Consider the following 23,545-nt stretch of genomic DNA (forward strand, 5'->3'; position numbering starts at 1 on the left):
GTGAAAAATTTTGTATTACTTTTTGTGCGTTATATCATTTTCATATTGTTCTACTCATCATGTCTCCCTAAAGTGCCATTGTTCGGATAATTATAAAGGAAAATAGTGAGTCGGAATCACATTATGGAGCGTCCTTTTTTAAAGCTCCTGGATCAATATATAACAAAGCAGCTTTTGCTCTCGCTTTTAGGCTTAACTTTTGGAGCAATTGCCCTTATCTGGCTTACACAATCGCTACGCTTTGTTTCTCTTATTGTGCAACATGGCCTGGCTCTGAAGGCGTTTTTACACCTCACACTTCTCATGATACCTAGTTTCGCCGCTATTATCTTACCTGTCACAACATTTCTTGTTATTTTATTTACCTATCAAAAATTAAGTCACGACAAAGAATTAGTCATTTTACAATCTATGGGACTTTCTTCTCTTAGATTAGCACGCGCCGGTTTGTTCTGCGGTGGCATTGCCACACTAATATGCTATTGCCTAACATTATGGCTGGCACCAGCATCCTATCATGCTTTTCACCGTTACGAATTCAAGATAAGAAACCGAATTGCTGCCTTTTTACTTGAAGAAGGCGTCTTTACTACTGTTTCTCCGACCATGACAATCTATATTCACCGTAGGCATAATGAAAATGAATTTTACGGTGTTCTAATTCAGGATAATAAAAACGCAACAAAACCTGTCACAATTTTTGCAGAACGCGGAACATTGATATCACGGCCCGAAGGACCAAGATTAGTGCTCTCTAACGGCACAAGACAGCAGTTAAACCGATCCACGCAAAAAATAAGCATGTTGGATTTCAAAAATGATACCCTTGATCTAGACGGGCCAGTAACACCTCAAAAAATAAATCGGGAAGCATCAGAGCTGCCACTTCTCACATTGCTTCATCCGCCTCATGATACCCCTAAGCGCCTTCAAAACAAATTGAAGGTTGAGGGCTGGAATCGGCTTATTACACCGTTATTTACTCTTTCTTATAGTATCATCGGTGTTGTATGTATTTTAAGAACCCGCTTTTCGCGTCACAGTAATATTGTGAGACCTTTTGTAGCGGTTGTGCTTGTTATAGCTCTTTTATTATTTTCTTTAATGCTCAAAAACATGGCAGAAAGAGAACTTACTTTCATTTTCTTCCTTGCCCTAGAAGCTATTTTGCCGGCAATTATAGGTATAACAAGCCTAATTTTATCGTCATCTTCTAAAAACCGGAAAACCAAATCAGCTCTTTCCAACCTTAAGGTGCCAATGTGAGTCGTCTTTTAGGAGCTTGGAACCATAGACAGGCTGCTCTCGCACGACTTTATAAAAAGTTCGAAACAAAAGGCTATATGGAAAAAGCTGGTTTCCCTTATTTATTATCAAAATATGTTTTTTTACGTTTCTTTCTAACAGGCTGTACTTTAGTTTTAGCTCTAACAAGTCTTATTTCATTATTCGATTTCATAGATCTTTTAAGAAGAGCGGCCAGCCACCCTAACGTGGCCATAAGCTCTATTTTAGAAATTGCCGGTCTTCATATTCCCTATTACGCCTTATACGTCCTGCCTTTTGGCCTGCTTTTAGGGGGTATTATCTGTTTTTCCCGCCTAGCACGGTCTTCCGAATTAGTAGTGGCGCGTGCAGCTGGTATTTCAGTATGGCAATTTCTGGCCAGCCCCGTTTTATGTTCTTTTTTATTAGGGATTTTTTTTACAACAGCAATCACGCCTCTATCTTCGTACATGTACCGCAAGGCAGAAAGGCTTGATAAAATTCTTCTTCAAAATAATTCTCATAAAATTGGTCTAAAGCAGGACTCATTATGGTTATGGCAAAAAGATAACAGCCTGACCCCCTCAGGTAGTGCCATTATTCATTTGGAAAAACCTTATATAGAAGGCGAGCACCTTAAAGCCTCCAACATCACCCTATTTCGCCTGGATTCACACGCTCATTTATTATTGCGTATTGAAGCACCCAAAGGAGATATGTTTGCCGCTTTATGGCATTTTGAAAATGCCGTCAGCTTTCAGCCATCACATCAACCTCAAAATCTGGGCCTGGTGACGCTTGCTTCAACTCTTGATATTGAACGTATACGGAACCACGCAGCCCGGGCAGATACAATTTCTATATGGGCATTGCCGCGTGCTATTCACTTGCTCAGCCAATCAGGCTTTTCTACAATACAATTAAAATTACACTTTCAGTCTTTATTGGCTCTTCCCTTCTTAGCTGGTACAATGACACTTATTTCAGCTGGTTTTTCAATGAGGCCTTCGCGACGTGGGGGGATAGCGCGACTCCTTTCTATAGGTATATTAACGGGTTTTGCACTTTTTGCTGTTTCGAAAATTGCAGAACAATTAGGTAAATCTGGGGCACTTCCGCCAATTTTTGCGGCATGGGCTCCTACAGCAGCCGGGTTATGTATTGCAACAGCCCTGCTATTATTTATGGAGGACGGTTAATGCCTGGACTTGGAAATTTTCCGTCCGGTTTAAAGAAGCGATTTCCCTTACTATGCTTAGCCCTTACAGGCTCGGCATTAGGTATTTTAACACATTCTGCTTCTTCTTACGCCCAGGACAATTTAAATGCTCACCAGGCATCCGACAAAAAAAATAAGACTATTTTAACCCCCCTCACCATGCCTCATCACAGGAGCCCTTAACTTATCTGGCAGATCATGAAAGCTATGATAAAACTGGCCTTATTATATGGAAAGGCAATGTGCGCGTCTGGCAAGGAGATCAGGCTCTTCGGGCTGACAAAATAACGTACGACCGTGCTTCAGGCATCATGACAGCCAATGGGCATGTCGCCTTTGTGCAGCAAGATGGCAGCACAACTTATGCTGACCATATTGAGCTCACTCAGGGCTTGAAAGATGGTATTGGCAGCGCTGTTTACATGCGTATGCAACAAAATGCTAAATTAGCAGCCACCGGCCTTAGACGCACCAGTGGCGTTTTGAATGATTTTTCTAACGTTGTTTATACGGCCTGTGCTCTTTGTGAAAAAAATCCTGACTTGCCACCTTTTTGGCAAATTCAAGCCTATGGAGCCACTCAGGACAAAGAGCATACAAATATTGAGTTTAACCATGCTTGGCTGAAAATGCTGGGCATTCCGGTATTTTATTTTCCCTATTTTGCCGTAACCGATCCCACTGTCAAACGCCATAACGGTTTTTTAATTCCTAACATAAGCCCACATGACCGCTATCTTGGAACCTATTTCACAATCCCCTATTTTTGGGATATTGATGACCAGCAGGATATCACTTTTGAACCTTTGGTTGCGACCAAAACCGGCCCGCAACTAAGTGCAATTTATCGTAACAGGCTTAATTTTGGTCGGCTCAAAATCAAAGGTGGTGTAGCTGACGATACGCGTAGAAACTCACCCTACACAAACCCTTTTGGTCAGAGATATGACAATACCAGTAAGCATGGTGCGCAGGGTTACATTTTTGCCAATGGTGATTTTGCCATAAATCGTCATTGGTATGGGGGCTTTGACGTCAATGTCGCCAGCTCTGCCAATTACATGCGCGATTATCGCATTCCTGGTTATGGTAATGATACGCTTGGGTCAAATATTTATGTCGAAGGATATGGTGTAGGGTCATTTCTCAGACTTGACGCACAGGGATATCAGGGTCTTAACCGGGGCATTATTAATAATTCCGAACTTCCTTTTGCGCTGCCCCGTTTAACTTACGAATTTCAGGGAGAGCCCGATCCTCTTGGTGGCCGCTTAAGTGTACATTCAACAGACTTTTTTGTTTATCGCTCCCGCGGCGCAGTAGATCAGCGTGGCGAGCTTGCTTTGCAATGGGATAGGCCATTTCACAATAATCTGGGCCAACAGTGGCTGTTAACTGGACGTGTTGATACAACGCTGTATCATGCCAAACATTTAGAAGAGCAGCCTAATTATGGTCATGGTGGCGGCCATGTAAGAGGATTTGTTCTTCCGACTGTAGCTTTAAAAATGAACTGGCCTTTCTTACGCACCTTTGCAAAGGGCCATGGAAGCCAGATTTTTGAGCCTATCATTCAGCTCATTGCAGCACCTAACATGGGCAATTCCATAAACAGAAATTTGCCTAATGAAGATAGTTTAACCTACGAATTTACTGACACAACATTATTTGCCCTAAATCGCTATATGGGAACTGATCGCCTTGATAGCGGCTTACGCGCCAATGTTGGTATTCACCAAAACTGGAGCTGGAATGGGCATTCAGTTGATATGCTTGTTGGAGAAAGTTTTCAGGAACATATAGATCGCAATCGCCTTCCATATTCTGGGTTAGATCATCACGTTTCTGACCCCATTGGGCGCATTACGATCACGCCAAATCAATATGTGGATTTAACAGCGCGCGGACGCTATAACCCCTGGCGCGGTAATTTTGACTATGGTGAAGCTTTATTATCCACCGGGTTACCCTTCCTACGCTTTACTGGCGGCTATGTGTATGAGCCTATCACGCCTTATTATCTCTATCGCACGAATTACAGGCGTTTTAGGCCCAATCTACCATCTTTGAGACCAACTAACGAACTAACCGGCCGTGTTACGGCCAAAATTGGGCAATATCATGTTTCCGCTTATACGCGGCGCGCCATGCAACAAAAGAAATTTGTCGCAAATGGTGGTGATGTCGGTTATGAAAATGATTGTTTTGGGCTAGACGTTATTTATATCCGTCAATACACCTATGTAGGTGGCGAGAAACGAAACTCGACTGTTTTGCTCAATTTCTTCTTTAAAACCATAGGCACATTCGGGGTTAACGGCTGAGTTATGCTTTTTTCTTTTCGTTCTGCTCTCTTAAGCGTTACAGCATGTTCGTGCGCTCTTCTCTTCTCCAATGCAGCTTATGCAGCGCACAAGGCGAAACCAGCGCCAGTAGCTGAATCATCGCTTGCATCTCATCCCGAAGCAGAGGGAGAGATTATTGCGGTTGTAAATGGCCAGGTTCTTACAAAAAGAGATGTCAACGATCGCGCACAGCTTTTCGTGCTTTCAACCGGCTTACCTGTTAGCCCCGAAACCATGCGGCGCATGCGCGGGCAAATTATTCATCAACTCATTGATGAGCGCTTAAAAACGCAAGAAATGCTCAGGCGGCATATTATTATCGAGCCTGAACAGATTGCCGATGCTATTAATACCATCGAAGCTCGAAATGGCATGCCTAAAAATGCCTTACGGCAGCGTTTATCAAGCGATGGCATTTCACTCACAACGCTCATAGATCAAATTCGCGTTCAAATTGGATGGATGCAGGTTTTAAGGCAAGAACTTGGCCCCAAAAACCGCGTTACACCGGAGCAAATTGCTGAACGTGAAAAAGCTCTCCAGGCTGAAGCAGGACGACCACAATATTTCTTAAGTGAAATTTTTGTGCCCGTAGAAGATCCACGCCACGATGAAGTTGAGCTTGAATTTACCCAAATGATTATCAAGCAGCTTCGCAAAGGCGCTCCATTCCCTATTGTTGCAGCTCAATTCTCCCAGGATCAGAGTGCTCTTGATGGTGGTGCAATGGGGTGGGTTCAGGAAGACCATCTTGACCCTGCGGTTGTTGAAGTTGTTCGTGCCATGCCTAACAGAGCTATTTCAAACCCGATCAAAGTTCCTGGCGGTTATGTTATTGCTACAGTACAGGCACGTCGTTTAGTAGGCAAAGAAATGGGCACACTGATCACGTTACGTCAGGCCTTTTTCCCCTTTCAATCTCTGCTTAATCCCCAGGACCCTACAGACGAGCAAAAGCTAACCCTTCAAAAAGCAACTCGCGCCTCTCAAACATTATCAAGCTGCCAGGCGGTAGAGGAATTAAACAAATCCCTTGGAGCAAAAAGACCATCTAACCCTGGGACACAAATTCTGGAACGACTGACGCCACAAATGCGTGGTGTTTTGGAAAAACTTCCCCTCAACAAAGCCACGCATCCTTTAGTTGCAAGAGATGGTATAGCGCTTTTAATGGTTTGCAGTCGTGAGCAGAAAAACTTGGCGCAGCAAACTCCTGGTCAAATTGCTGACCAACTTATGAATGAGCGTATAGAACAAACTGCGCAGCAATTACAGCGTGCCCTTCATCGTCGTGCCGTAATTAAAATCCGCCCAAGTGTGCGAGAATTCCTTAAAAAGAATGCCGAATGAGCAGCAATTTTGAGACATTAAAATCTCTTCCTTCCTTAAAGGATTCTATTAGTCATTATGGGCTTGATGCCCGTAAAGCTTTGGGACAGCATTTTTTGCTCGATCCTGGCCTCTGCTCTCGCATTGCAGGGTTAGGTGGCAATCTGACTGGACGGCATATTATTGAAATTGGGCCAGGCCCCGGTGGTTTGACAAGAGCTCTCTTATTAAGTGAAGCTCGCACTATTCATGCTGTCGAAATTGACCAGCGTGCCTGGCCCCTACTTGATGATTTGAGCTCTCATTTCCCAGATAGGCTTACAATCGTTAAACAGGATGCTCTTACACTTGATGCGAGCAGTTTAACTGATGCGCCTCGGCAAATAATCGCTAATCTCCCTTATAATGTTGCTACGCCGCTCCTTATTGGCTGGCTGCGTCAGGCAGAAAAGTGGGAACGGCTTGTACTCATGTTCCAAAAGGAAGTAGCCGAACGCATCTGTGCTGAACCAGGTAGCAATGCTTATGGCAGACTCTCCGTGCTCTGCCAGTGGTGTGCTGAGTGCTCCATAGCCTTAATACTACCGCCGGGAGCCTTTTCTCCACCGCCCAAAGTCAGTTCGGCCGTTGCCTGCCTTACGCCTTACTCTCACCAGCCCCCAGCAGCTTTATTTAAAGCTATGGAGCAAGTCACGGCTGCTGCTTTCGGCCAAAGACGTAAAATGCTCCGTGCTTCGTTAAAATCTATAGGGGGTGAAACTTTATTGCGTTCGGTAGATATTGACCCTACACGTCGTGCAGAAACTCTTACAGTTGACGAATTTGCGCGCTTGGCTGTCTATCATTTGGAGCAAACCAAGCGCGCGTCTTAACAGACAAACTACTCACTATTTTGAGCATAAGAGAGACTTTACTGTCTCTCTTTTTTAGAGCTTTCTTCTTTAAACATATAATCACGTGTAAGAGGAACAGCTTCTATAGAGGGTGTAAGTTGAAGTTGAAAATTCATATGACCCTGAAGTCTGAAAGCCTGCTCGCTTGCTAGAAGATAAAGCTCAAACATACGTATGAAGCGATCATCATAAAGTGCTCTAATTTCTTCACGATGCTCTGAGAAGCGCTTGTGCCATTGCTCCAGAGTAAGAGCGTAATGCAGACGTAGGATCTCACAATCTGTTACCCATAGCCCCGTTTGCTCAATAGATGCAAAAACCTCACTCAAAGCAGGTGAGTAACCACCGGGAAATATATATTTTGCTATCCAGGGATTTGTCGTGCCTGGGCCATCCATACGACCAATTGAGTGAATAAGAGCAACACCATCATGTTTTAAACAATGTCGGATACTGTTGAAAAAAGTTTCATATTGCTTCACTCCTACATGTTCAAACATGCCAATAGAAACAATACGGTCGAATTTTCTGTATAAATTACGATAATCCAGTAGCTCAAAACGAACTAAATGCTCAAGATTTGCCTCTTTAGCACGTCTACGTGCTACGTTTAATTGCTCGACAGAAAGCGTAATGCCCAACACTTTCGCGCCATAATCTTTTGCCAAAGTGAGAGCCATACCGCCCCACCCGCACCCAATGTCCAGAACTTCAAGCCCTGGACGATTAAGACGAAGTTTGGAGGCTATATGACGTTTTTTAGCTTCCTGAGCGTCTTCCAAACTCATATCCTCACGCTCAAAATAAGCGCATGAATATTGAAGATCTTTGTCTAGAAAAAGAGCATAAAGCTCACCGCTAAGATCATAGTGATGAGCCACGTTAAAACGTGACCGTTTTAATGAATTGAGCGGGCGCATAACGCGTGCCACCTGACGGAAACGCGCATTAATTTCTTCACCCAAAAGAGAATGATTTTCCATATTTTGCATCAAAAGATGCAACAAAGTTTTTAATGTGCAATTTTTGGGAATAATGTGCCCTTCCATATATTCCTCACCAAAAGAAAGGCCAGGATTTAAAGCAAGAGCATATTCTGTTTTTAATGTAGTAATTTCGAGAGCTGCTTCACCACCTCTATGAGCCCCCTGATAACGACGCGTAGAGCCGTCACTAAATGTTACTGTTAAAGTCCCTATTTGAATAAAGTTTTTAAGGAGAATATCAAGAACCCGTCTCATTTTTACATTCCCTTAACTATTTAACTATCAATTACGTCTTGTGTTGTGGTCCAAAATGCTCATGACATAAGTATCAATTTCACAAACTTGATCATAACCGAAGTTAATACTGATTTTTCTTAAAAGGTATTCACAGAGTTATATATCTACCACTTTTTAACTTACCGTTACGAAATATCTTTTTAAGATATATTTTAAAGAAAAAAGGCCCTGACAGATCAAATCCTGCCAGGGCCTTTTTCAAAGAATTAATGTTTCAAAAAGCTTATTTGTCTTCGCTTTCTATAACACCGGCTGCCTCAGCGGCAGCTTCTTCTTCAGCAGCTTGCTCAGCATGCAGCTCGCCGAGGATATTTTCCTCTTCTTCCTGCATAACTGGTTCTTCGCCACGTGCCTGACGCTCTGCTTCTTCTTCAGAGCGAGCCACGTTGACCGTCATTTTAATAGAAACTTCTGGGTGAAGAACAATCTTCGCCTCAGTAAGACCTAAGAATTTGATCGGTGCTTCAAGAATAACCTGCTGACGAGCAACCGTTAAGCCAGCTTCTGTTGCTGCAATAGCAATGTCGCGAGGCGTAACAGATCCATAGAGGCTTCCACTATCACCAGCCTGACGGATAATGATAACTGTAAGACCTTCCATACGCTCTGAAAGGCGTTCAGCCTCTTCACGCTTGCGGAGGTTTTGTGCCTCAAGCTGAGCACGCTCAGTTTCAAAGCGCTTCCGGTTGGTTTCATTCGCGCGGAGAGCTTTGCCTTGAGGGAGAAGATAGTTACGTGCGTAGCCAGGTTTAACACGGACGATATCGCCCATTTGACCCAGATTTTCAACACGTTGTAATAAAATGAGTTCTGTCAGTGACATTGCACGCTCCTCAGTTCACGACATAAGGAAGCAGAGCAAGGAAGCGAGCCCGCTTAATCGCTTGCGCAAGTTCACGCTGCTTTTTTGCTGAGACAGCCGTAATACGGCTTGGTACAATTTTACCACGCTCAGAAAGATAGCGGCTTAGAAGTCTCACGTCTTTATAGTCAATCTTAGGAGCATTCGCACCTGAGAAAGGACATGATTTGCGACGACGATAAAAAGGACGACGTGCGCCAACAGCCATACGACGTGTGGCTGGGTTCACTTCAGAAGGATTGGTCGTATCAGACATGATCTATTACTCCGCTTCTTCGACGACTGTTTCACGAGCTTCAGAAGACTCGTTGTTACGACGGCCGCCGCGACCGCTCTCAAAGCGACCACCTGAACGTGAACCACCACGTGATGAACCACGTTCACCACGATCATCGCCTTTACGTGAAAGGACAGGTGATGGTGTTTCGTCAATTTCTTCAACACGAAGTGTCAGAACACGCAGAACGTCTTCGTTCAGGGCAAGTTGACGCTCCATTTCACGCATTGCTTCAATAGGAGCATCAATACCTAAAAGGACGTAATGGCCTTTACGGTTCTTTTTGATACGGTAAGCAAGTGTACGAAGGCCCCAAAATTCACGTTTTAGGATCTTGCCTTCCTGCTCTGCGAGCTGGGCTGTGATGGTCTCGACCAGGCCTTCGACCTGAGCCTGAGAGACATCATTACGTGCGATAAGCACGGTCTCATATAATGGCATGCAAACTCCCTTCGGATAAAATCAACCCTCTCTTGCACAAGCACAGAGTTCAACACTATCAGAGTAAAATGATAGAGGGGTATAGCCATAAGGTGCCAAAACCTCATAGCAGGGGGATCCGGTCCTAATACCGCATTTTATGAAAAAAACAAGATAATTATGCGGTCCTAATACCGCATAACAAGGGGGAATTCGATATTGGGGCCGTATTTTATCGAGAAAAACGGACGTATTAAAGCGAATTCACATCAGTGCCCGCCTGTCATTGCACTACTCATCAAAGAATGAGCCTAATTTACAACTTGGGATTCAATTTACGCAAAACTTTCGCCTTAATTTGGCTGATAAGCTCACATGTTACGTGAAATTATTTCCCGATTTCTTCAAAAGAATGGTTCATATCCATACCAATTATAGGACATGCTCCTCATCATCATGGTAAATGATAGAGGAATATAATCGTGCAGCCCTAAAGTATTATAGCAAGGAGCATGCGATCTTAAAGCCGCATCTTGTGAAAAAAGAGCATGCTGGGACAAATTCATCTTAGCATTTGCTCAATATAAACTTAGCCCTCAAAGAACAAACATGTTTTTCGACCAAAACTCGGATGTTTTGATTTATACGGAGTATCCGCCACAATTTGGCTGATACACTCGCATGTAACGTGAAATTGCTGCCAAACTTCCTCACAAGAATAGTTCATATTCATGCTAATTTAGGACACGTTCCTCATCATCAGGATAAATGATAGAGATATATAGTCGTGGGGTTCTAAAATATTAGAGCAGGAAGTATGCGATCTTAAAGCCGCATCCTGTGGAAAAAAGCATGCTGAGGCAAATTCATCCCAGTATTCGCTCCTTATAAACTTAGCCTTCAAAGAATGAGCATGTTTTCCAGCCAAGGCTCGGATATTTTAATTTATGTATGATATTTGGCTCAATTTTACTCATACGCTCGCACGTAACGTTAAATTATTGCCCAATTTCTCCAAGAGAATGATCTATATTCATACCACTTGCGGGACATGTTCCCCACTATCAGTGTAAATGATAGAGGAATATAGCCATAAGGGTGCCAATACCCTCATAACAAAAAATGCGGCCTTAAGACCGCATTTTGTTGAAAAAATAAAAGTTTATTAAGACGAATTCACATCAGCGCCCGTCTGTCATTAGGCTAGTCATCAAGGAATGAGCGTAATTTACGGCTTCGGCTTGGATGTTTTAATTTACGCAGAGCTTTCGCCTCAATTTGGCGAATACGTTCGCGCGTAACGTTAAATTGTTGCCCAACTTCCTCCAGGGTATGATCAGTATTCATACCAATACCAAAACGCATTCTCAAAACACGTTCCTCGCGAGGTGTAAGAGAAGCTAGAACGCGTGTTGTCGCTTCACGCAAGTTGGTCTGGATAGCTGCATCCAGTGGAATAATGGCGTTTTTATCCTCAATAAAGTCACCAAGATGACTGTCTTCTTCATCTCCAATTGGCGTTTCCAAAGAAATAGGTTCTTTGGCAATTTTGAGAACTTTGCGCACTTTTTCAAGTGGCATGCCCAGCTTTTCTGCCAGCTCTTCAGGGGCCGGCTCACGACCAATTTCATGCAACATTTGGCGGGAGGTCCGCACCAGCTTATTGATCGTTTCAATCATATGGACAGGAATACGAATCGTTTTAGCCTGATCAGCAATAGAACGCGTTATGGCCTGTCGAATCCACCAAGTTGCATAAGTAGAAAATTTATAACCACGACGATATTCAAACTTATCGACCGCTTTCATCAAGCCAATATTGCCTTCCTGAATAAGATCCAGGAACTGTAAACCACGGTTTGTATATTTTTTCGCAATAGAAATAACCAAGCGCAAATTCGCTTCAATCATCTCTTTTTTGGCACGTGTCGAGTCACGCTCACCGCTTGAGATTGCCTGATAAACTACACGGAACTCATCAACAGGTAACCCCATTTCATAAGCCAGTGCTTTTACATCATGGCGCAAACGCTTAAGAGATTCCAAATGTTTTGTCGTAAGGTTTTTCCATCCCTTGCCCGTTAGCGCAGAGATTTTTTCAATCCAATCAGGCTCCAACTCGTGATGACGGTAATAAGACATGAACTCATCACGGGGAATTTTGCTTGTTTCAGCTAAACGCAGCATCCGCCCTTCAAGACTATTGAGGCGCTGCACATGTGCCTTAATAAGCTCTACCAACTCTTCTATACGCGTATTATGAAGGTGCATGCGTTCAACAAGGGATACAAGCTCATTACGAACCTGATTGTAACTTTCCTCGGCGACTTCAGAAGTCCCTTTTCCCTCTACTAAAGATTGGATACGCTCACTCTGCATGGAAGCAAGCTTTTGATAGAGTGGTTTAAACTCTTCAAAAAGCGCCATGATTTCAGGTTTAAGCTTTTCTTCTAGGGCAGAAAGAGAAAGGCTGTTGCCATCACCTGCACCACCTTCTCCGTCACCATCACCATCACTGTCATCATGGGAAGAATCGACGTCAGAGTCGCTTTCATTGTCTTCCTCTGACTCCAGATCCCCCATCGCCTCAGCGCCTTCAGGGTCACTCTGGCTTGCTTCCAGGTCGATAACATCGCGCAATAGCATCGAGCCATCCTGGAGCTTTTCATACCACCCTAAAATAGATCCAAAAGTCAGAGGGCTACGACATAGGCCGCCAATCATCTCACTACGGCCTACCTCGATGCGTTTTGCAATCGCGATTTCACCTTCACGAGATAAAAGCTCAACAGCACCCATTTCACGCAAATACATACGTACAGGGTCGTCAGTACGGCTGGCAACCTCAGCGTCTACATTGCCGCCTGTTGCTTCTTCTGGCTCTTCTTCTGTTTCGTCAGTAGTTTCGGCGCTTGCTGCAGCATTATCAGGGCAGCGCTTTCATCGTCTCGGTCTTCGCCCTCAATAACCTGTATGTCCATTTCTGACAGAGCAGCCATGATGTCTTCAATCTGCTCGGACGTCATGCGGTCCTGTGGCAAAACAGCATTAAGCTCATCAAAAGTGATGTTGCCGCGTTCTTTGCCTTTTAAAATAAGTTTTTTAACGGCAGAGGACTGAACGTCCAGAGGCGCACTATCCTGCTCCGGGACGTTTTGATCTGATCCAGAGGCTGATTTAGTCGCCATGCGTCTCTCCGTCTAGTTCTCTACTCAAAGCCAGCTTTGGGGCAGGGTGCAAGTGGTTAATTCTTGGCCATAAGTCAAGATGTAAGCGCGAAAAAGAAGAACTAATCAGAGATTTAAGCCTCTTTTAGCTCAATTTTATCGACAAATTACTCTATCCCCAAGAGTCGCCAAGATGTTATTATGTGCTTTCTAAAGGCTCACTGATCTTCGTCAAGTGCTGGAACCTCTCCACGCTTTAACGCCTCTAGTGCCCTCATACGCGCTAGCACAGTCGGAGGAAAGCTATTTTCTGCATTTGAGCCCCCGAATTTGTTGAATAAGCGTTTAAAATAGCTTCTGTTACAGCCTGTTGCACTTCTTTTTCAAACTTAGAAAAATTAACCAGACCGTAAAAATGCCACCACGTTTCTGCAACCCCAATAGACAGCAAATCTTCTTTCTCTTCTGATGTCTGATGTTGTCTGGGCACATAGACCGATAAAAGCTGAGACATCGCTTTTTCCTGCCCGTGCTCTATCATCCAGTTTTGGCAGGAAACGGCATTTAATTCTTCTGCCTGACTCGCCCATTCTAAAAAAAGGGACCGGAACTGAGATAATGTGTCAGGCAAACTCAACTGGCAATAAGCCTGCTCAATTTGGGGCAAAATTTCTGGATAAGATAATAATAAAGCCGTCAGGATTTTTAGACGTTCACTGCTGCCCTGCGTTATCGAACGCGACGCAGATTTGACGTGATTTGCTCGAGCATTTGAAGATCTGAAATTTCTATTCTCACCTCGGAAATGTGCAAAAAATAAATCTAAAAGTGTTTTTCTATATTCACTTGCCAAAACCTTATCGGGAATCTGCTGAGATAATTCTATAAGCTTATGCCGAATAGAGGCGCGCTCTTCTGGTCCCAGATGAACTTTGCCTGCTGTTATTAAGGTAAATAATTCTTCTGCCAAAGGCTGAGCATTTTCTAGGAGATGGGCAAAAGCGCCCCTGCCTTCTCTTTGCACAAGACTATCAGGATCATCGCCTTCGCCAAGTCGACAAAAACAAAGTGTTTGCTCAGGCTTAATAAGCGGCAAAGCAAGCTCACATGTTCTTAGTGCAGCTCTTTGCCCGGCAGCATCACCATCAAGACAAATTATAGGCGCTCTGTCATGGCGCCATAAAAGGGCAAGCTGATCTTCTCCCATGGCTGTGCCTAAAGGGGCGACAGCCCCTCCAAAACCGGCCTGGTCCAACGCTATAACATCCATATAGCCTTCTACAACAACAAGCTTATCTCCCTTTCTTACAACTTCCGCAGCACGATTGAGATTAAATAAAACGCGCTTTTTGGAAAAAAGAAGTGTTTCCGGGCCGTTAACATATTTAGGTTGCCCCTCTCCTATTATACGGCCTCCAAAAGATATGAGCCGCCCCTTACGATCATGAATAGGAAACATGAGACGGTTAAAAAATAATTCACCGCGTCTATTTCCATGTTCATCATGTCGCAACAGACCTAATTGAGTCAGTTGTTCGGCTGTTACACCCTCTGGCTTAAGGGCTTCTATTAAAGAACGCCCGTCTCCAGACCACCCTAATCCAAAACGTGTCACCGTTGCTTCTGACACGCCACGCTTATTTAAATAATCCCGGGCAGCCCGCCCCTGTCGTTCAAATAAATTGTGACGATAATAGGCCTGAACAAGCTCCATGATTTCAACAAGGCTAGCCGTTTGGCGTGCTTTTTCTTCATAGCGCGGGTCTTCTTGTGGGATATCCAGCCCGACTTCATTTGCCAAACGTTCTACAGCTTCACGAAAATTAAGCCCTTCGCTCTGCATAATAAAAGAAATGGCATCACCATGAACGCCACATCCATAACAATGGAAGTGATCTTCATAAATATAAAATGAAGGCGTTTTTTCTCCATGAAAGGGGCAACATATTTTCCAGTTACGCCCTGATCTTACAAGTTTATTCTGCCGTCCGATCAGAGAATATAGGGGCACTCTTTGGCGCAACTCATCAAGAAAAGCAGGTTCAAAGGCCATGATTATTTTGTACTTTATTTTGATTTAAAATTGAAAAGAAAAGCCCTGCATGTCACAGAATGGGCATTTATATCATTTTTGGGAAAAAATTTCATATGATGGAACGTAAAACGGCACTAGGTTTTTTATGCGGTGTAACAGCCGGCGCACTCTGGGGTTATGTCATTTTAGTACCAGCCCTTATTCGCCCTTTTACGCCACTACAACTTGCCTGTGTACGCTTTATGTTTTTTGGGCTCATAGCCTCTATAATGGTTATACCTCGTTGGAGAAAAATTTTTATCCCTCTTGGAAAACGAGAATGGGGATCTCTGATTTTATTAAGCCTGCTGGGTAATATCATGTATTACCTGTTATTAGGCACCTCCGTGCAGCTCATTGGCATTGCCACACCAACGCTTATTGTAGGGTTACTACCAGTCACGGTCACTGTTGTAGGGGCCTTTGAAGACGGCGCCGTTCCCTTGCGTAAATTAATTCCTTCTATTTTATTGAGCGTGGCAGGTGTGGTCTGCATTACCTGGCATGCCTACCATCTTACTCAAAACTCGCCCCACCATAGCGATGCTATACGTATGATCATTGGCCTGCTCTGTGCTGTAGCAGCCTTATTTTGCTGGAGTGCTTACGCCATTAAAAATGCCCGCTGGCTCTGTAGCCTTACCATCACAACACCTTATGAGTGGAACCTTTTAATTGGCCTGTCTACAGGCGCACTAGCACTCTGCCTTGTTCCCTTTGCCTTTTTCTGGCAGACCTCACTACCTTTTAGCGCCATATCTCCAAAAGATTGGAGCTGGTTTCTACCGATTGCTTTTTCGGCAGCTCTGGTAGGCTCTATTTTGGGCAATGCCTGCTGGAATAAAATGAGCCAGATTTTACCTCTAACTATGGTGGGACAAATGCTTCTTTTTGAAACAATTTTTGCCCTTATTTATGGTTTCCTCTATGAGCAAAGAGTACCAACACCATTGGAAAGTCTAGCCATTATTTTAGTGAGCGCCAGTGTCATCACCTGTATGCACGCTCACCGCAAACCTAAGAAATTTACAACTGAAGGGCATGGATAAACATCCATGCCTTCAACGAGTAAGGCTATATCAGGTTAACTCTAAAACCTAATATATTTAGCCTAAGCGTTTTTTTACTAAAGCACTGGCCTTAGCTGGGTCTAAGGTTGCACCAAAACGATCTTTGAGCGCAGCCATCACACGGCCCATATCTTTCATGCTGCTGGCACCTAATTGGGTGATCGTTTTCTCAATTTCTTCAGAAAGCGTCTTTTCATCCAATTCTGGTGGCAGATAATGGCGGATCATATTAATCTCACCCTCTTCTTTTTCTGCAAGCTCAGGACGGCCCCCTTTGATGTAAAGCGCAACTGACTCAGTGCGTGACTTAATCATGGAGCGTAAAGCTGAGAGAATGTCATCGTCACTCACTTCGGCTTTGTTAGCACGCGCAGCAACATCAAGATCTTTTATCTTGGCTGTAATACCACGTAATTGTGCAACTTTCTCTGACTGACCAGCTTTCATGGCGGCCTTGAGATCATCCATAATTTGATTACGTATACTCATAACAGCTCCTATAATTTGGGTGGTTTCCCATAAGTCATTGTTTATCAAAGTTCGTTATAGGGCAAAAACTGCTTTAAGGAAAAATATGGGAAATTTTTTCCCAAATTAAATAAATGCAAGTTTCGAAATTAATAGCGGAAAAAACTTCCCATATTGCAGAATGTTACCTATATTAGGCTAAGATAAACCGGCATCGGCACGGAGCATATCATGAATATTGATAGTCTAATCAAAAAAGCTGGCGGGACAACACGTATTGCCCACCTTACAGGAGTGGGGAGCGAAGCTGTCCGAAAATGGCGCCAAGCGGGTACTATTCCCACAAAGCACTGGCCAGCTTTGCTCAACGTGCCTGGTATTACTTTAAATGACCTGAACGCTTCTCCTTCTGGGAATTCAAAAATGTCAGATAACCACCCACAGCAGCCTCCTGGCGCAAATGCCGCTCTTGTCTTAGCAGATGGCTCAGTCTTTTGGGGGCGGGGCTTTGGTGCCCATAATGATGGCGCTGTGGGAGAGCTCTGTTTCTGCACCGGAATGACAGGCTATCAGGAAACTCTGACAGACCCTTCATTTGCAGGGCAAATCGTTACTTTTACCTTCCCTCATATCGGCAATGTCGGCACGAATGATGAAGATGACGAAGCTCCCAAAATGGCAGCATTAGGTGCCGTTGTAAAAGAAGATGTCACAGCCCCAGCCAACTGGCGCGCTCATCAATCCTTACAAAGCTGGCTTGAAAATCAGGGTAAGAGCGGTATTAGCGGCATAGATACGCGCGCAATCACACGTATTTTGCGCGACCAAGGACCACAAACAGCTGTCCTGGCTTTTCCAGCTAAAGGGCCTATAGACTTAGATAATCTTCTGGAAAAAGCCCGCACTTGGCCAGGACTCGAAGGGATGGATCTGGCTAAAAGCGTTGCGCAAAAAGCCCGCACCTGGGACAAAAGCGTCTGGCAGGATACACGCCCTGCTCGCAGTGCAAAAAGACGCGTTGTAGCCATTGATTATGGTGCAAAAGATAACATCTTACGCTGCTTGGTTAGTGCAGGATGCGACGTTCATGTACTCCCTGCTACAGCGACGGGAAAAGACATTCTAGACCTTAAGCCAGAAGGCGTTTTTCTCTCTAACGGCCCGGGAGACCCTGCAGCTACAGCAACATATGCCGTCGAGGCTATTCAGGCTGTACTTGATGCGGATATTCCGCTTTTTGGTATCTGTTTGGGGCACCAGCTTCTTGCTCTCGCCTTGGGTGGTAAAACCTATAAACTGGAACAAGGACATCGCGGGGCTAATCAGCCCGTTAAAGATCTTACAACCGGCAAAGTAGAAATTACCAGTCAAAATCACGGCTTTGCCGTTGATGAAAAATCTCTCCCTGATGACGTAAAAGTCACTCATATCAGCCTTTTTGACGGCTCTAATGAGGGCATTGCCTCGTTGAAAAAACAGGCATTTTCTGTCCAATATCATCCAGAAGCCAGCCCTGGGCCAAGCGATAGCTTTTATCTGTTTGAACGCTTTGTCGAGATGATGGATAAGCGCGCTGAAAAAAATAACTCTTCCTCAAATGCGTCACAATCTCACGCAGTAGGAGCTTAAACCCATGCCTAAACGCACAGATATCCGCTCTATTCTCATAATCGGTGCTGGCCCTATCGTTATTGGGCAAGCTTGTGAGTTTGACTATTCTGGCGCCCAAGCCTGTAAAGCCCTTAAAGAGGAAGGCTACCGGGTTATTTTGCTAAACTCCAACCCCGCAACGATCATGACTGATCCGGATTTGGCAGATGCAACATATATTGAGCCTATTACACCGGAATTTGTTGAACGCATTATCCTTAAAGAAAAGCCCGATGCTGTCTTGCCAACAATGGGCGGACAAACAGCTTTAAACGCCGCTATGGCGCTCGATAAATCTGGCTTTTTAGCAAAACATAATGTCGAGCTTATTGGTGCCCGTGCTGACGTTATTGACCGCGCCGAAGACCGACAGAAATTCCGCGAAACAATGGATGCGATTGGCATTGAAAGCCCACGGAGTGCAATCGCTCACTCCCTGGACGAAGCCCGCGAAGCTTTAAATCATATCGGCCTCCCAACCATTATTCGCCCTTCTTTTACTATGGGTGGTTCTGGTGGCGGTATTGCCTATAATAAAGAAGAATTCGATCAGATCGTTCTTTCTGGGCTTGATGCCTCTCCCACGACAGAAGTTTTGATTGAAGAATCAATCATAGGCTGGAAAGAATTTGAGATGGAAGTCGTCCGCGATGTAGCGGATAACTGCATCATTGTCTGTTCCATTGAAAATATTGATCCGATGGGCATTCATACAGGTGATTCAATCACCGTTGCACCTGCCCTTACCCTGACTGATAAAGAATATCAGCGCATGCGTGACGCTTCTATCGCCTGTCTAAGGGCGATTGGCGTTGAAACAGGGGGGTCAAACGTTCAGTTTGGCGTTAACCCCAAAGATGGCCGCATGGTTGTTATTGAGATGAATCCTCGCGTCTCTCGTTCTTCCGCTCTGGCCTCAAAAGCAACCGGGTTCCCCATTGCAAAAATTGCAGCAAAACTCGCGGTTGGCTATACTCTCGATGAATTGAAAAACGACATTACCAAAACGACGCCGGCCAGCTTTGAGCCGACGATCGATTATGTCGTTACTAAAATCCCACGTTTTACGTTTGAAAAATTCCCCAGCACACCCGCCCTTCTCTCCACCTCTATGAAATCTGTGGGAGAAGCTATGTCTGTTGGACGTAGTTTTGCTGAATCACTGCAAAAGGGTCTGCGCTCAATGGAAACCGGGCTAACAGGGTTAGATCCTGTGCCCGCTCCTGGTGATGGCTCACACGAAGCTTATAAAGCTGCACTCTCTGAACCACGGCCTGAGCGTATTTTAATGGTCGCTCAAGCATTTCGTGCAGGGCTAAGCCTGGAAGACATACAGGAAGCATGTTTGTTTGAACCTTGGTTCCTGCGCCAAATAGAAGCCCTCATTGCAACTGAACGTGCAATTGAATCAAAAGGCTTACCTCAAGATGCCATTTCTTTAAGACAATTAAAGGCACAAGGCTTTTCTGACCGTCAGTTAGCACGCTTAAGTGGAAAGAGCGTAAAAGATATCGTTGCCTTACGCGAAAGACTGGAAGTCCATCCTGTCTATCGCCGGATTGACACATGCGCTGCTGAATTCGCCTCTGACACACCTTATCTTTATTCTACTTATGAAGGTGGCTTTGGTACGCCAGAGTGTGAAAGCCAACCAACAGAGGCCGATAAAATCGTTATTTTAGGCGGTGGTCCCAACCGTATTGGTCAGGGCATCGAATTTGATTATTGCTGTGTTCATGCGGCCTACGCCCTGCGTGAAGCTGGCTTTGAAACAATCATGGTGAATTGTAACCCTGAAACTGTTTCAACTGACTATGACACATCTGACCGGCTTTATTTTGAGCCATTAACGGCTGAAGATGTTATTGCCCTTGTCCGCGCAGAAATGGCTAAAGGACGGGTTTTAGGCTGTATTGTGCAATATGGCGGCCAGACGCCTCTAAAATTATCTCGTGCTCTAGAAGATGCTGGAATCACTCTTCTTGGCACTCCTGCCGACGCGATTGATCGTGCCGAAGACAGAGAGCGCTTCCAGGCAATGTTGCGTAAATTAGGCTTGCGTCAGCCTCATAACGGTATTGCACGCACCCCTGATGAAGCCCTGAAAATTGCCAAAGACGTTGGCTATCCTGTCGTAGCACGCCCCTCCTACGTTTTAGGTGGCCGTGCTATGGAAATTGTATTCGATCAAGCTGGTCTGACCAATTACCTCAATACGGTGCTCCGCCAGGCTGGCGAAGATATTTCGACGGGACCAATTTTACTTGATCACTACCTTAATGATGCTATTGAGGCTGACGTCGACTGCATTGCCGATGGTGAAACTGTTTTTGTCGCAGGTGTGATGGAGCATATTGAAGAAGCAGGCATACATTCCGGTGACTCAGCCTGTTCTCTTCCACCTTATACACTCTCCCCCGCTTTGGTGAGTGAGTTACGCTCACAAACAGAGGCTATGGCAAAAGAACTTGGCATTCGTGGCCTAATGAATGTTCAGTTTGCTATAAAAAACGAAGAAATTTTTGTTTTAGAAGTAAATCCTCGCGCCTCTCGCACTGTGCCATTCGTTGCTAAGGCAACGGGAGTTCCTGTTGCCAAAATTGGTGCACGCATCATGGCAGGAAGTAAACTCTCAGAGTTTAACCTGACTGATCGCCATATTGTGCCCCATGTCGCGGTTAAAGAGGCCGTTTTCCCCTTTAATCGTTTTTCTGGAGTGGATGTGATTTTAGGGCCTGAAATGCGTTCAACAGGCGAAGTCATGGGGCTTGATACCAGCTTTGAAATGGCTTTTGCGAAATCACAATTAGCTGCGGGTGTTAATCTGCCACGTCAGGGAACGGTTTTCTTATCAGTTCGTGAAAATGATAAAGTCCACGTACAGCCTTTAGCACGCAAACTGACGGAAATGGGCTTTAAAATTATGGCAACCAGAGGCACAGCTACACGCCTGCAAGAGGCAGGAATTGAAGTATCAATTACCAATAAGGTAATTGAGCGGCGCCCTCATTGCGTAGATGCCATCCGCTCAGGTGATGTCCAAATGGTGATTAACACATCTCAGGGAGGACAATCCGCCCGAGATAGTTTTGATATTCGCCGCTCAGCACTTACAATGGGTATTCCACATTATACAACCATTGCAGGAGCAAGAGCTGCCATTTACGCTATTTCAGCCCTGAAAAATGGTGAAGCCAGAGTAGCTCCCCTCCAATCCTATTTTGGTGAATCCTTTTAAATTAATTTCAAAACTTGCAGGTTAAGCAATCTGCTGTATCCTGTTATTTGAATCTGCATGAAACTCGTTCCCCCTCCTTAATTTATTGAGGGGGAAGGTTTTTTTGTGTTTTGAGCTTAATTTTTTTCTTTTTCTGGGGAAAAATCGTGCAAAAGAGTCCAATGACCGCACAAGGACTTCAACGTCTAGAAGATGAGCTACGTCGCCTAAAGACAGAGGATCGTCCTGCTGTAATTCGAGCTATTGCCGAAGCCCGAGCACATGGAGATCTTTCTGAAAATGCAGAATATCATGCTGCTCGCGATCGACAATCATTTATTGAAGGCCGCGTATTAGAGCTTGAATCTCTAATCTCTACAGCCGAAGTGATCGATCCTTCGACTCTTTCGGGTAATCGTGTCCAATTTGGTGCCTTGATCAAATTAGTCGATGAAGAAACTGATAAAGAAAGTTCTTATCAAATTGTCGGCGTTCACGAGGCTGATATTAAAGAAAAACGCCTTTCTATTTCTTCACCTCTTGCCAAGGCTTTAATTGGAAAAGAAGTTGGTGATACAGTTTCCGTACCGGCACCAGGTGGTGACCGGACTTATGAAATCCTGGAAGTAATATACCGATAATGACTGTATCTGCTCCTCACACCCCCATAAGCCTTGATGATGTTTTTGCAGCCCAAAAGCGTATTGCTGCTACAATTACAAAAACACCAACAATTAGAAATGTTGCTTTATCACGGTTAACCGGAGCAGATATTACCCTGAAATTGGAAAATATTCAGGCTATTGGGTCTTTTAAAGAAAGGGGAGCAGCCAATCGCATTGCCCTCCTGACTTCTGAAGAAAAAAAACGCGGTGTTATTACGGTTTCTGCCGGTAATCACGCACAGGGTGTTGCTCGTCAGGCAAGCCTTATAGGGCTGGATGCCACCATTGTAATGCCACGCTTTACTCCTGCTACAAAAGTTGGCGCGACTAGAGGTTGGGGCGCAAACGTTGTTTTAGCAGGAGAAAATTTTGACGAAGCCTGCGCCACAGCGGAAGAGATACGCCAAAAAGAAGGGCGAATCTTTATTCATCCTTTTAATGACCCTGCTGTTATGGCCGGTCAAGGAACATGCGCGTTAGAACTCATAAAAGACGAACCTGACCTTGATGCTGTTATCGTCCCTATTGGCGGTGGCGGATTAATGGCTGGTTTTATCACCGTGTTTAAAGCCCTTAGCCCCAAAACAAAAATCTACGGTGTGCAGGTTGCTTCTTATTCTCCCTTTGGGAATTATCCAGGCCCTCTGCGTTCAGCAAAAGGTGGCTCAACCCTGGCTGAAGGTATTGCTGTTGTACAACCTGGCGATTTATGCATTCCCATTATAGAAAACCAGCTAGAAGCTGTATTTGTTGTTGACGAGCTTCAAATAGAAAGTGCAATAACCACATTAGCTGAAAAAGCCCGTCAAGTATGTGAAGGTGCTGGTGCAGCGCCATTAGCAGGTCTTTTAGCCAATAAGGCTCTCTTTGAAGGAAAAAAAGTCGCTCTTCCCCTTTCGGGAGGAAATATTAATGCGCGTATTCTCTCTCACGTTATTTTACGATCACTTTTGCGAGAGGGACGCATTTTAAGACTTATTTTCCAAATACCTGACAGACCTGGGCTTTTGGCTGATATTTCAAAACGAATTGGTGATTATGGTGGCAACATCATTGAGGTTTCTCATCACCGTCTTTTTGCCGCCCCGTCTGTACAGACAGCCGAACTGGTCGTGATGATTGAAGCCCGTGATACTGATCACGCAAGGGATATAGAAGCTGAACTTTCCCGCCATTTTAACGTGACGAGAGAATAACCTGTTCAAGAAAAGGTTTAATTTTTTTCGGCAGGTAAAGCCCTGTATTTACATCATCTTTTGTGAAAATTTTGTCCCATCTTAGCGCCCGGACCCCCTATTTAAAAAGGGTCTTTAGGGCGCTTTTTTCAGGCACATCTAAAA

The 23,545-nt window shown here is 44.6% G+C and carries 17 protein-coding genes and 1 pseudogene; 11 read left to right on the plus strand and 7 right to left on the minus strand.

What is annotated here, in order from left to right:
- Positions 1–123: 123 nt before the first annotated feature.
- From GT348_RS05935 to rsmA, 6 genes are read left to right on the plus strand one after another with little or no spacing between them, the layout of a single operon-like run.
- A complete protein-coding gene (locus GT348_RS05935) occupies positions 124–1,266 on the plus strand; it encodes an LptF/LptG family permease (protein ID WP_160618922.1) in 1,143 nt (380 codons plus the stop codon).
- On the plus strand, positions 1,263–2,465 hold the full coding sequence (locus tag GT348_RS05940) for an LptF/LptG family permease (protein ID WP_236646435.1): 1,203 nt from the start codon (positions 1,263–1,265) through the stop codon (positions 2,463–2,465). Before GT348_RS05935 ends, GT348_RS05940 begins: the two co-directional genes overlap by 4 nt.
- Complete coding sequence (locus GT348_RS05945) at positions 2,465–2,668, plus strand: hypothetical protein (RefSeq protein WP_160618923.1); 204 nt, start codon at positions 2,465–2,467, stop codon at positions 2,666–2,668. The genes GT348_RS05940 and GT348_RS05945 overlap by 1 nt, the downstream gene beginning before the upstream one ends.
- A 59-nt stretch (positions 2,669–2,727) precedes the next feature.
- Entirely contained in the window at positions 2,728–4,809 is a 2,082-nt protein-coding gene (locus GT348_RS05950; protein WP_236646436.1) for an LPS-assembly protein LptD, read from the plus strand.
- A 3-nt stretch (positions 4,810–4,812) separates the two neighbouring features.
- A complete protein-coding gene (locus GT348_RS05955; RefSeq protein WP_160618924.1) occupies positions 4,813–6,180 on the plus strand; it encodes a peptidylprolyl isomerase in 1,368 nt (455 codons plus the stop codon).
- On the plus strand, positions 6,177–7,031 hold the full coding sequence (gene rsmA, locus GT348_RS05960) for a 16S rRNA (adenine(1518)-N(6)/adenine(1519)-N(6))-dimethyltransferase RsmA (protein WP_160618925.1): 855 nt from the start codon (positions 6,177–6,179) through the stop codon (positions 7,029–7,031). Before GT348_RS05955 ends, rsmA begins: the two co-directional genes overlap by 4 nt.
- A 38-nt stretch (positions 7,032–7,069) precedes the next feature.
- Here the strand turns inward: rsmA and GT348_RS05965 are convergent, their stop codons facing one another.
- The 6 genes and pseudogenes from GT348_RS05965 to dnaG all read right to left on the minus strand — a co-directional run bounded on the left by GT348_RS05965 (position 7,070) and on the right by dnaG (position 15,114).
- A complete protein-coding gene (locus GT348_RS05965) occupies positions 7,070–8,293 on the minus strand; it encodes an SAM-dependent methyltransferase (protein ID WP_160618926.1) in 1,224 nt (407 codons plus the stop codon).
- A gap of 265 nt (positions 8,294–8,558) precedes the next feature.
- Positions 8,559–9,158 (minus strand): 50S ribosomal protein L9, encoded by a 600-nt coding sequence (gene rplI / locus GT348_RS05970; protein WP_160618927.1) that lies wholly within the window; start codon positions 9,156–9,158, stop codon positions 8,559–8,561.
- 10 nt (positions 9,159–9,168) lie between these two features.
- Entirely contained in the window at positions 9,169–9,453 is a 285-nt protein-coding gene (rpsR, locus tag GT348_RS05975) for a 30S ribosomal protein S18 (protein WP_160618928.1), read from the minus strand.
- A 6-nt stretch (positions 9,454–9,459) separates the two neighbouring features.
- Positions 9,460–9,915 carry a 30S ribosomal protein S6 gene (gene rpsF / locus GT348_RS05980; RefSeq protein WP_160618929.1) on the minus strand — a complete coding sequence of 152 codons (456 nt, stop codon included), beginning with the start codon at positions 9,913–9,915 and terminating at the stop codon, positions 9,460–9,462.
- A 1,182-nt stretch (positions 9,916–11,097) separates the two neighbouring features.
- Positions 11,098–13,082 (minus strand): annotated as a pseudogene (gene rpoD / locus GT348_RS05985) (RNA polymerase sigma factor RpoD).
- Between the two features lie 262 nt (positions 13,083–13,344).
- Positions 13,345–15,114 carry a DNA primase gene (dnaG, locus tag GT348_RS05990; protein WP_236646437.1) on the minus strand — a complete coding sequence of 590 codons (1,770 nt, stop codon included), beginning with the start codon at positions 15,112–15,114 and terminating at the stop codon, positions 13,345–13,347.
- Between the two features lie 95 nt (positions 15,115–15,209).
- On the opposite strand from dnaG, the gene GT348_RS05995 reads away from it, so the two are divergent.
- A complete protein-coding gene (locus GT348_RS05995; protein ID WP_236646438.1) occupies positions 15,210–16,184 on the plus strand; it encodes a DMT family transporter in 975 nt (324 codons plus the stop codon).
- Positions 16,185–16,241: 57 nt separating this feature from the next.
- Here the strand turns inward: GT348_RS05995 and GT348_RS06000 are convergent, their stop codons facing one another.
- Positions 16,242–16,694 carry a GatB/YqeY domain-containing protein gene (locus tag GT348_RS06000; protein ID WP_160618930.1) on the minus strand — a complete coding sequence of 151 codons (453 nt, stop codon included), beginning with the start codon at positions 16,692–16,694 and terminating at the stop codon, positions 16,242–16,244.
- Between the two features lie 210 nt (positions 16,695–16,904).
- Here GT348_RS06000 and carA point away from each other — a divergent pair, with 210 nt between their 5' ends.
- From carA to GT348_RS06020, 4 genes are all read left to right on the plus strand, one after another.
- Positions 16,905–18,302, plus strand: a complete 1,398-nt coding sequence (gene carA, locus GT348_RS06005) for a glutamine-hydrolyzing carbamoyl-phosphate synthase small subunit (protein WP_160618931.1) — start codon at positions 16,905–16,907, stop codon at positions 18,300–18,302.
- 4 nt (positions 18,303–18,306) lie between these two features.
- The gene (gene carB / locus GT348_RS06010; RefSeq protein ID WP_160618932.1) at positions 18,307–21,561 is read left to right on the plus strand and encodes a carbamoyl-phosphate synthase large subunit; all 3,255 of its coding nucleotides are present in this window, start codon (positions 18,307–18,309) and stop codon (positions 21,559–21,561) included.
- 146 nt (positions 21,562–21,707) lie between these two features.
- Positions 21,708–22,181, plus strand: coding sequence for a transcription elongation factor GreA (greA, locus tag GT348_RS06015; protein WP_160618933.1), 474 nt, complete (start codon positions 21,708–21,710; stop codon positions 22,179–22,181).
- Positions 22,181–23,401 (plus strand): threonine ammonia-lyase, encoded by a 1,221-nt coding sequence (locus GT348_RS06020; protein WP_160618934.1) that lies wholly within the window; start codon positions 22,181–22,183, stop codon positions 23,399–23,401. The genes greA and GT348_RS06020 overlap by 1 nt, the downstream gene beginning before the upstream one ends.
- Positions 23,402–23,545 lie beyond the last annotated feature (144 nt).

The organism is Aristophania vespae, assembly GCF_009906835.1.
Taxonomy (GTDB): Bacteria; Pseudomonadota; Alphaproteobacteria; order Acetobacterales; family Acetobacteraceae; genus Aristophania; species Aristophania vespae.

Bases quoted from the DNA above. Each gene is read 5' to 3' on its own strand.
- rpsR (WP_160618928.1), bottom strand. From the start codon at position 9,453: ATGTCTGATACGACCAATCCTTCTGAAGTGAACCCAGCCACACGTCGT.
- GT348_RS05955 (WP_160618924.1), top strand. From the start codon at position 4,813: ATGCTTTTTTCTTTTCGTTCTGCTCTCTTAAGCGTTACAGCATGTTCG.
- dnaG (WP_236646437.1), bottom strand. From the start codon at position 15,114: ATGGCCTTTGAACCTGCTTTTCTTGATGAGTTGCGCCAAAGAGTGCCC.
- GT348_RS05945 (WP_160618923.1), top strand. From the start codon at position 2,465: ATGCCTGGACTTGGAAATTTTCCGTCCGGTTTAAAGAAGCGATTTCCC.
- GT348_RS05935 (WP_160618922.1), top strand. From the start codon at position 124: ATGGAGCGTCCTTTTTTAAAGCTCCTGGATCAATATATAACAAAGCAG.
- rpsF (WP_160618929.1), bottom strand. From the start codon at position 9,915: ATGCCATTATATGAGACCGTGCTTATCGCACGTAATGATGTCTCTCAG.
- GT348_RS06020 (WP_160618934.1), top strand. From the start codon at position 22,181: ATGACTGTATCTGCTCCTCACACCCCCATAAGCCTTGATGATGTTTTT.
- rplI (WP_160618927.1), bottom strand. From the start codon at position 9,158: ATGTCACTGACAGAACTCATTTTATTACAACGTGTTGAAAATCTGGGT.
- rsmA (WP_160618925.1), top strand. From the start codon at position 6,177: ATGAGCAGCAATTTTGAGACATTAAAATCTCTTCCTTCCTTAAAGGAT.
- GT348_RS05995 (WP_236646438.1), top strand. From the start codon at position 15,210: ATGATGGAACGTAAAACGGCACTAGGTTTTTTATGCGGTGTAACAGCC.
- GT348_RS06000 (WP_160618930.1), bottom strand. From the start codon at position 16,694: ATGAGTATACGTAATCAAATTATGGATGATCTCAAGGCCGCCATGAAA.
- carB (WP_160618932.1), top strand. From the start codon at position 18,307: ATGCCTAAACGCACAGATATCCGCTCTATTCTCATAATCGGTGCTGGC.
- GT348_RS05965 (WP_160618926.1), bottom strand. From the start codon at position 8,293: ATGAGACGGGTTCTTGATATTCTCCTTAAAAACTTTATTCAAATAGGG.
- carA (WP_160618931.1), top strand. From the start codon at position 16,905: ATGAATATTGATAGTCTAATCAAAAAAGCTGGCGGGACAACACGTATT.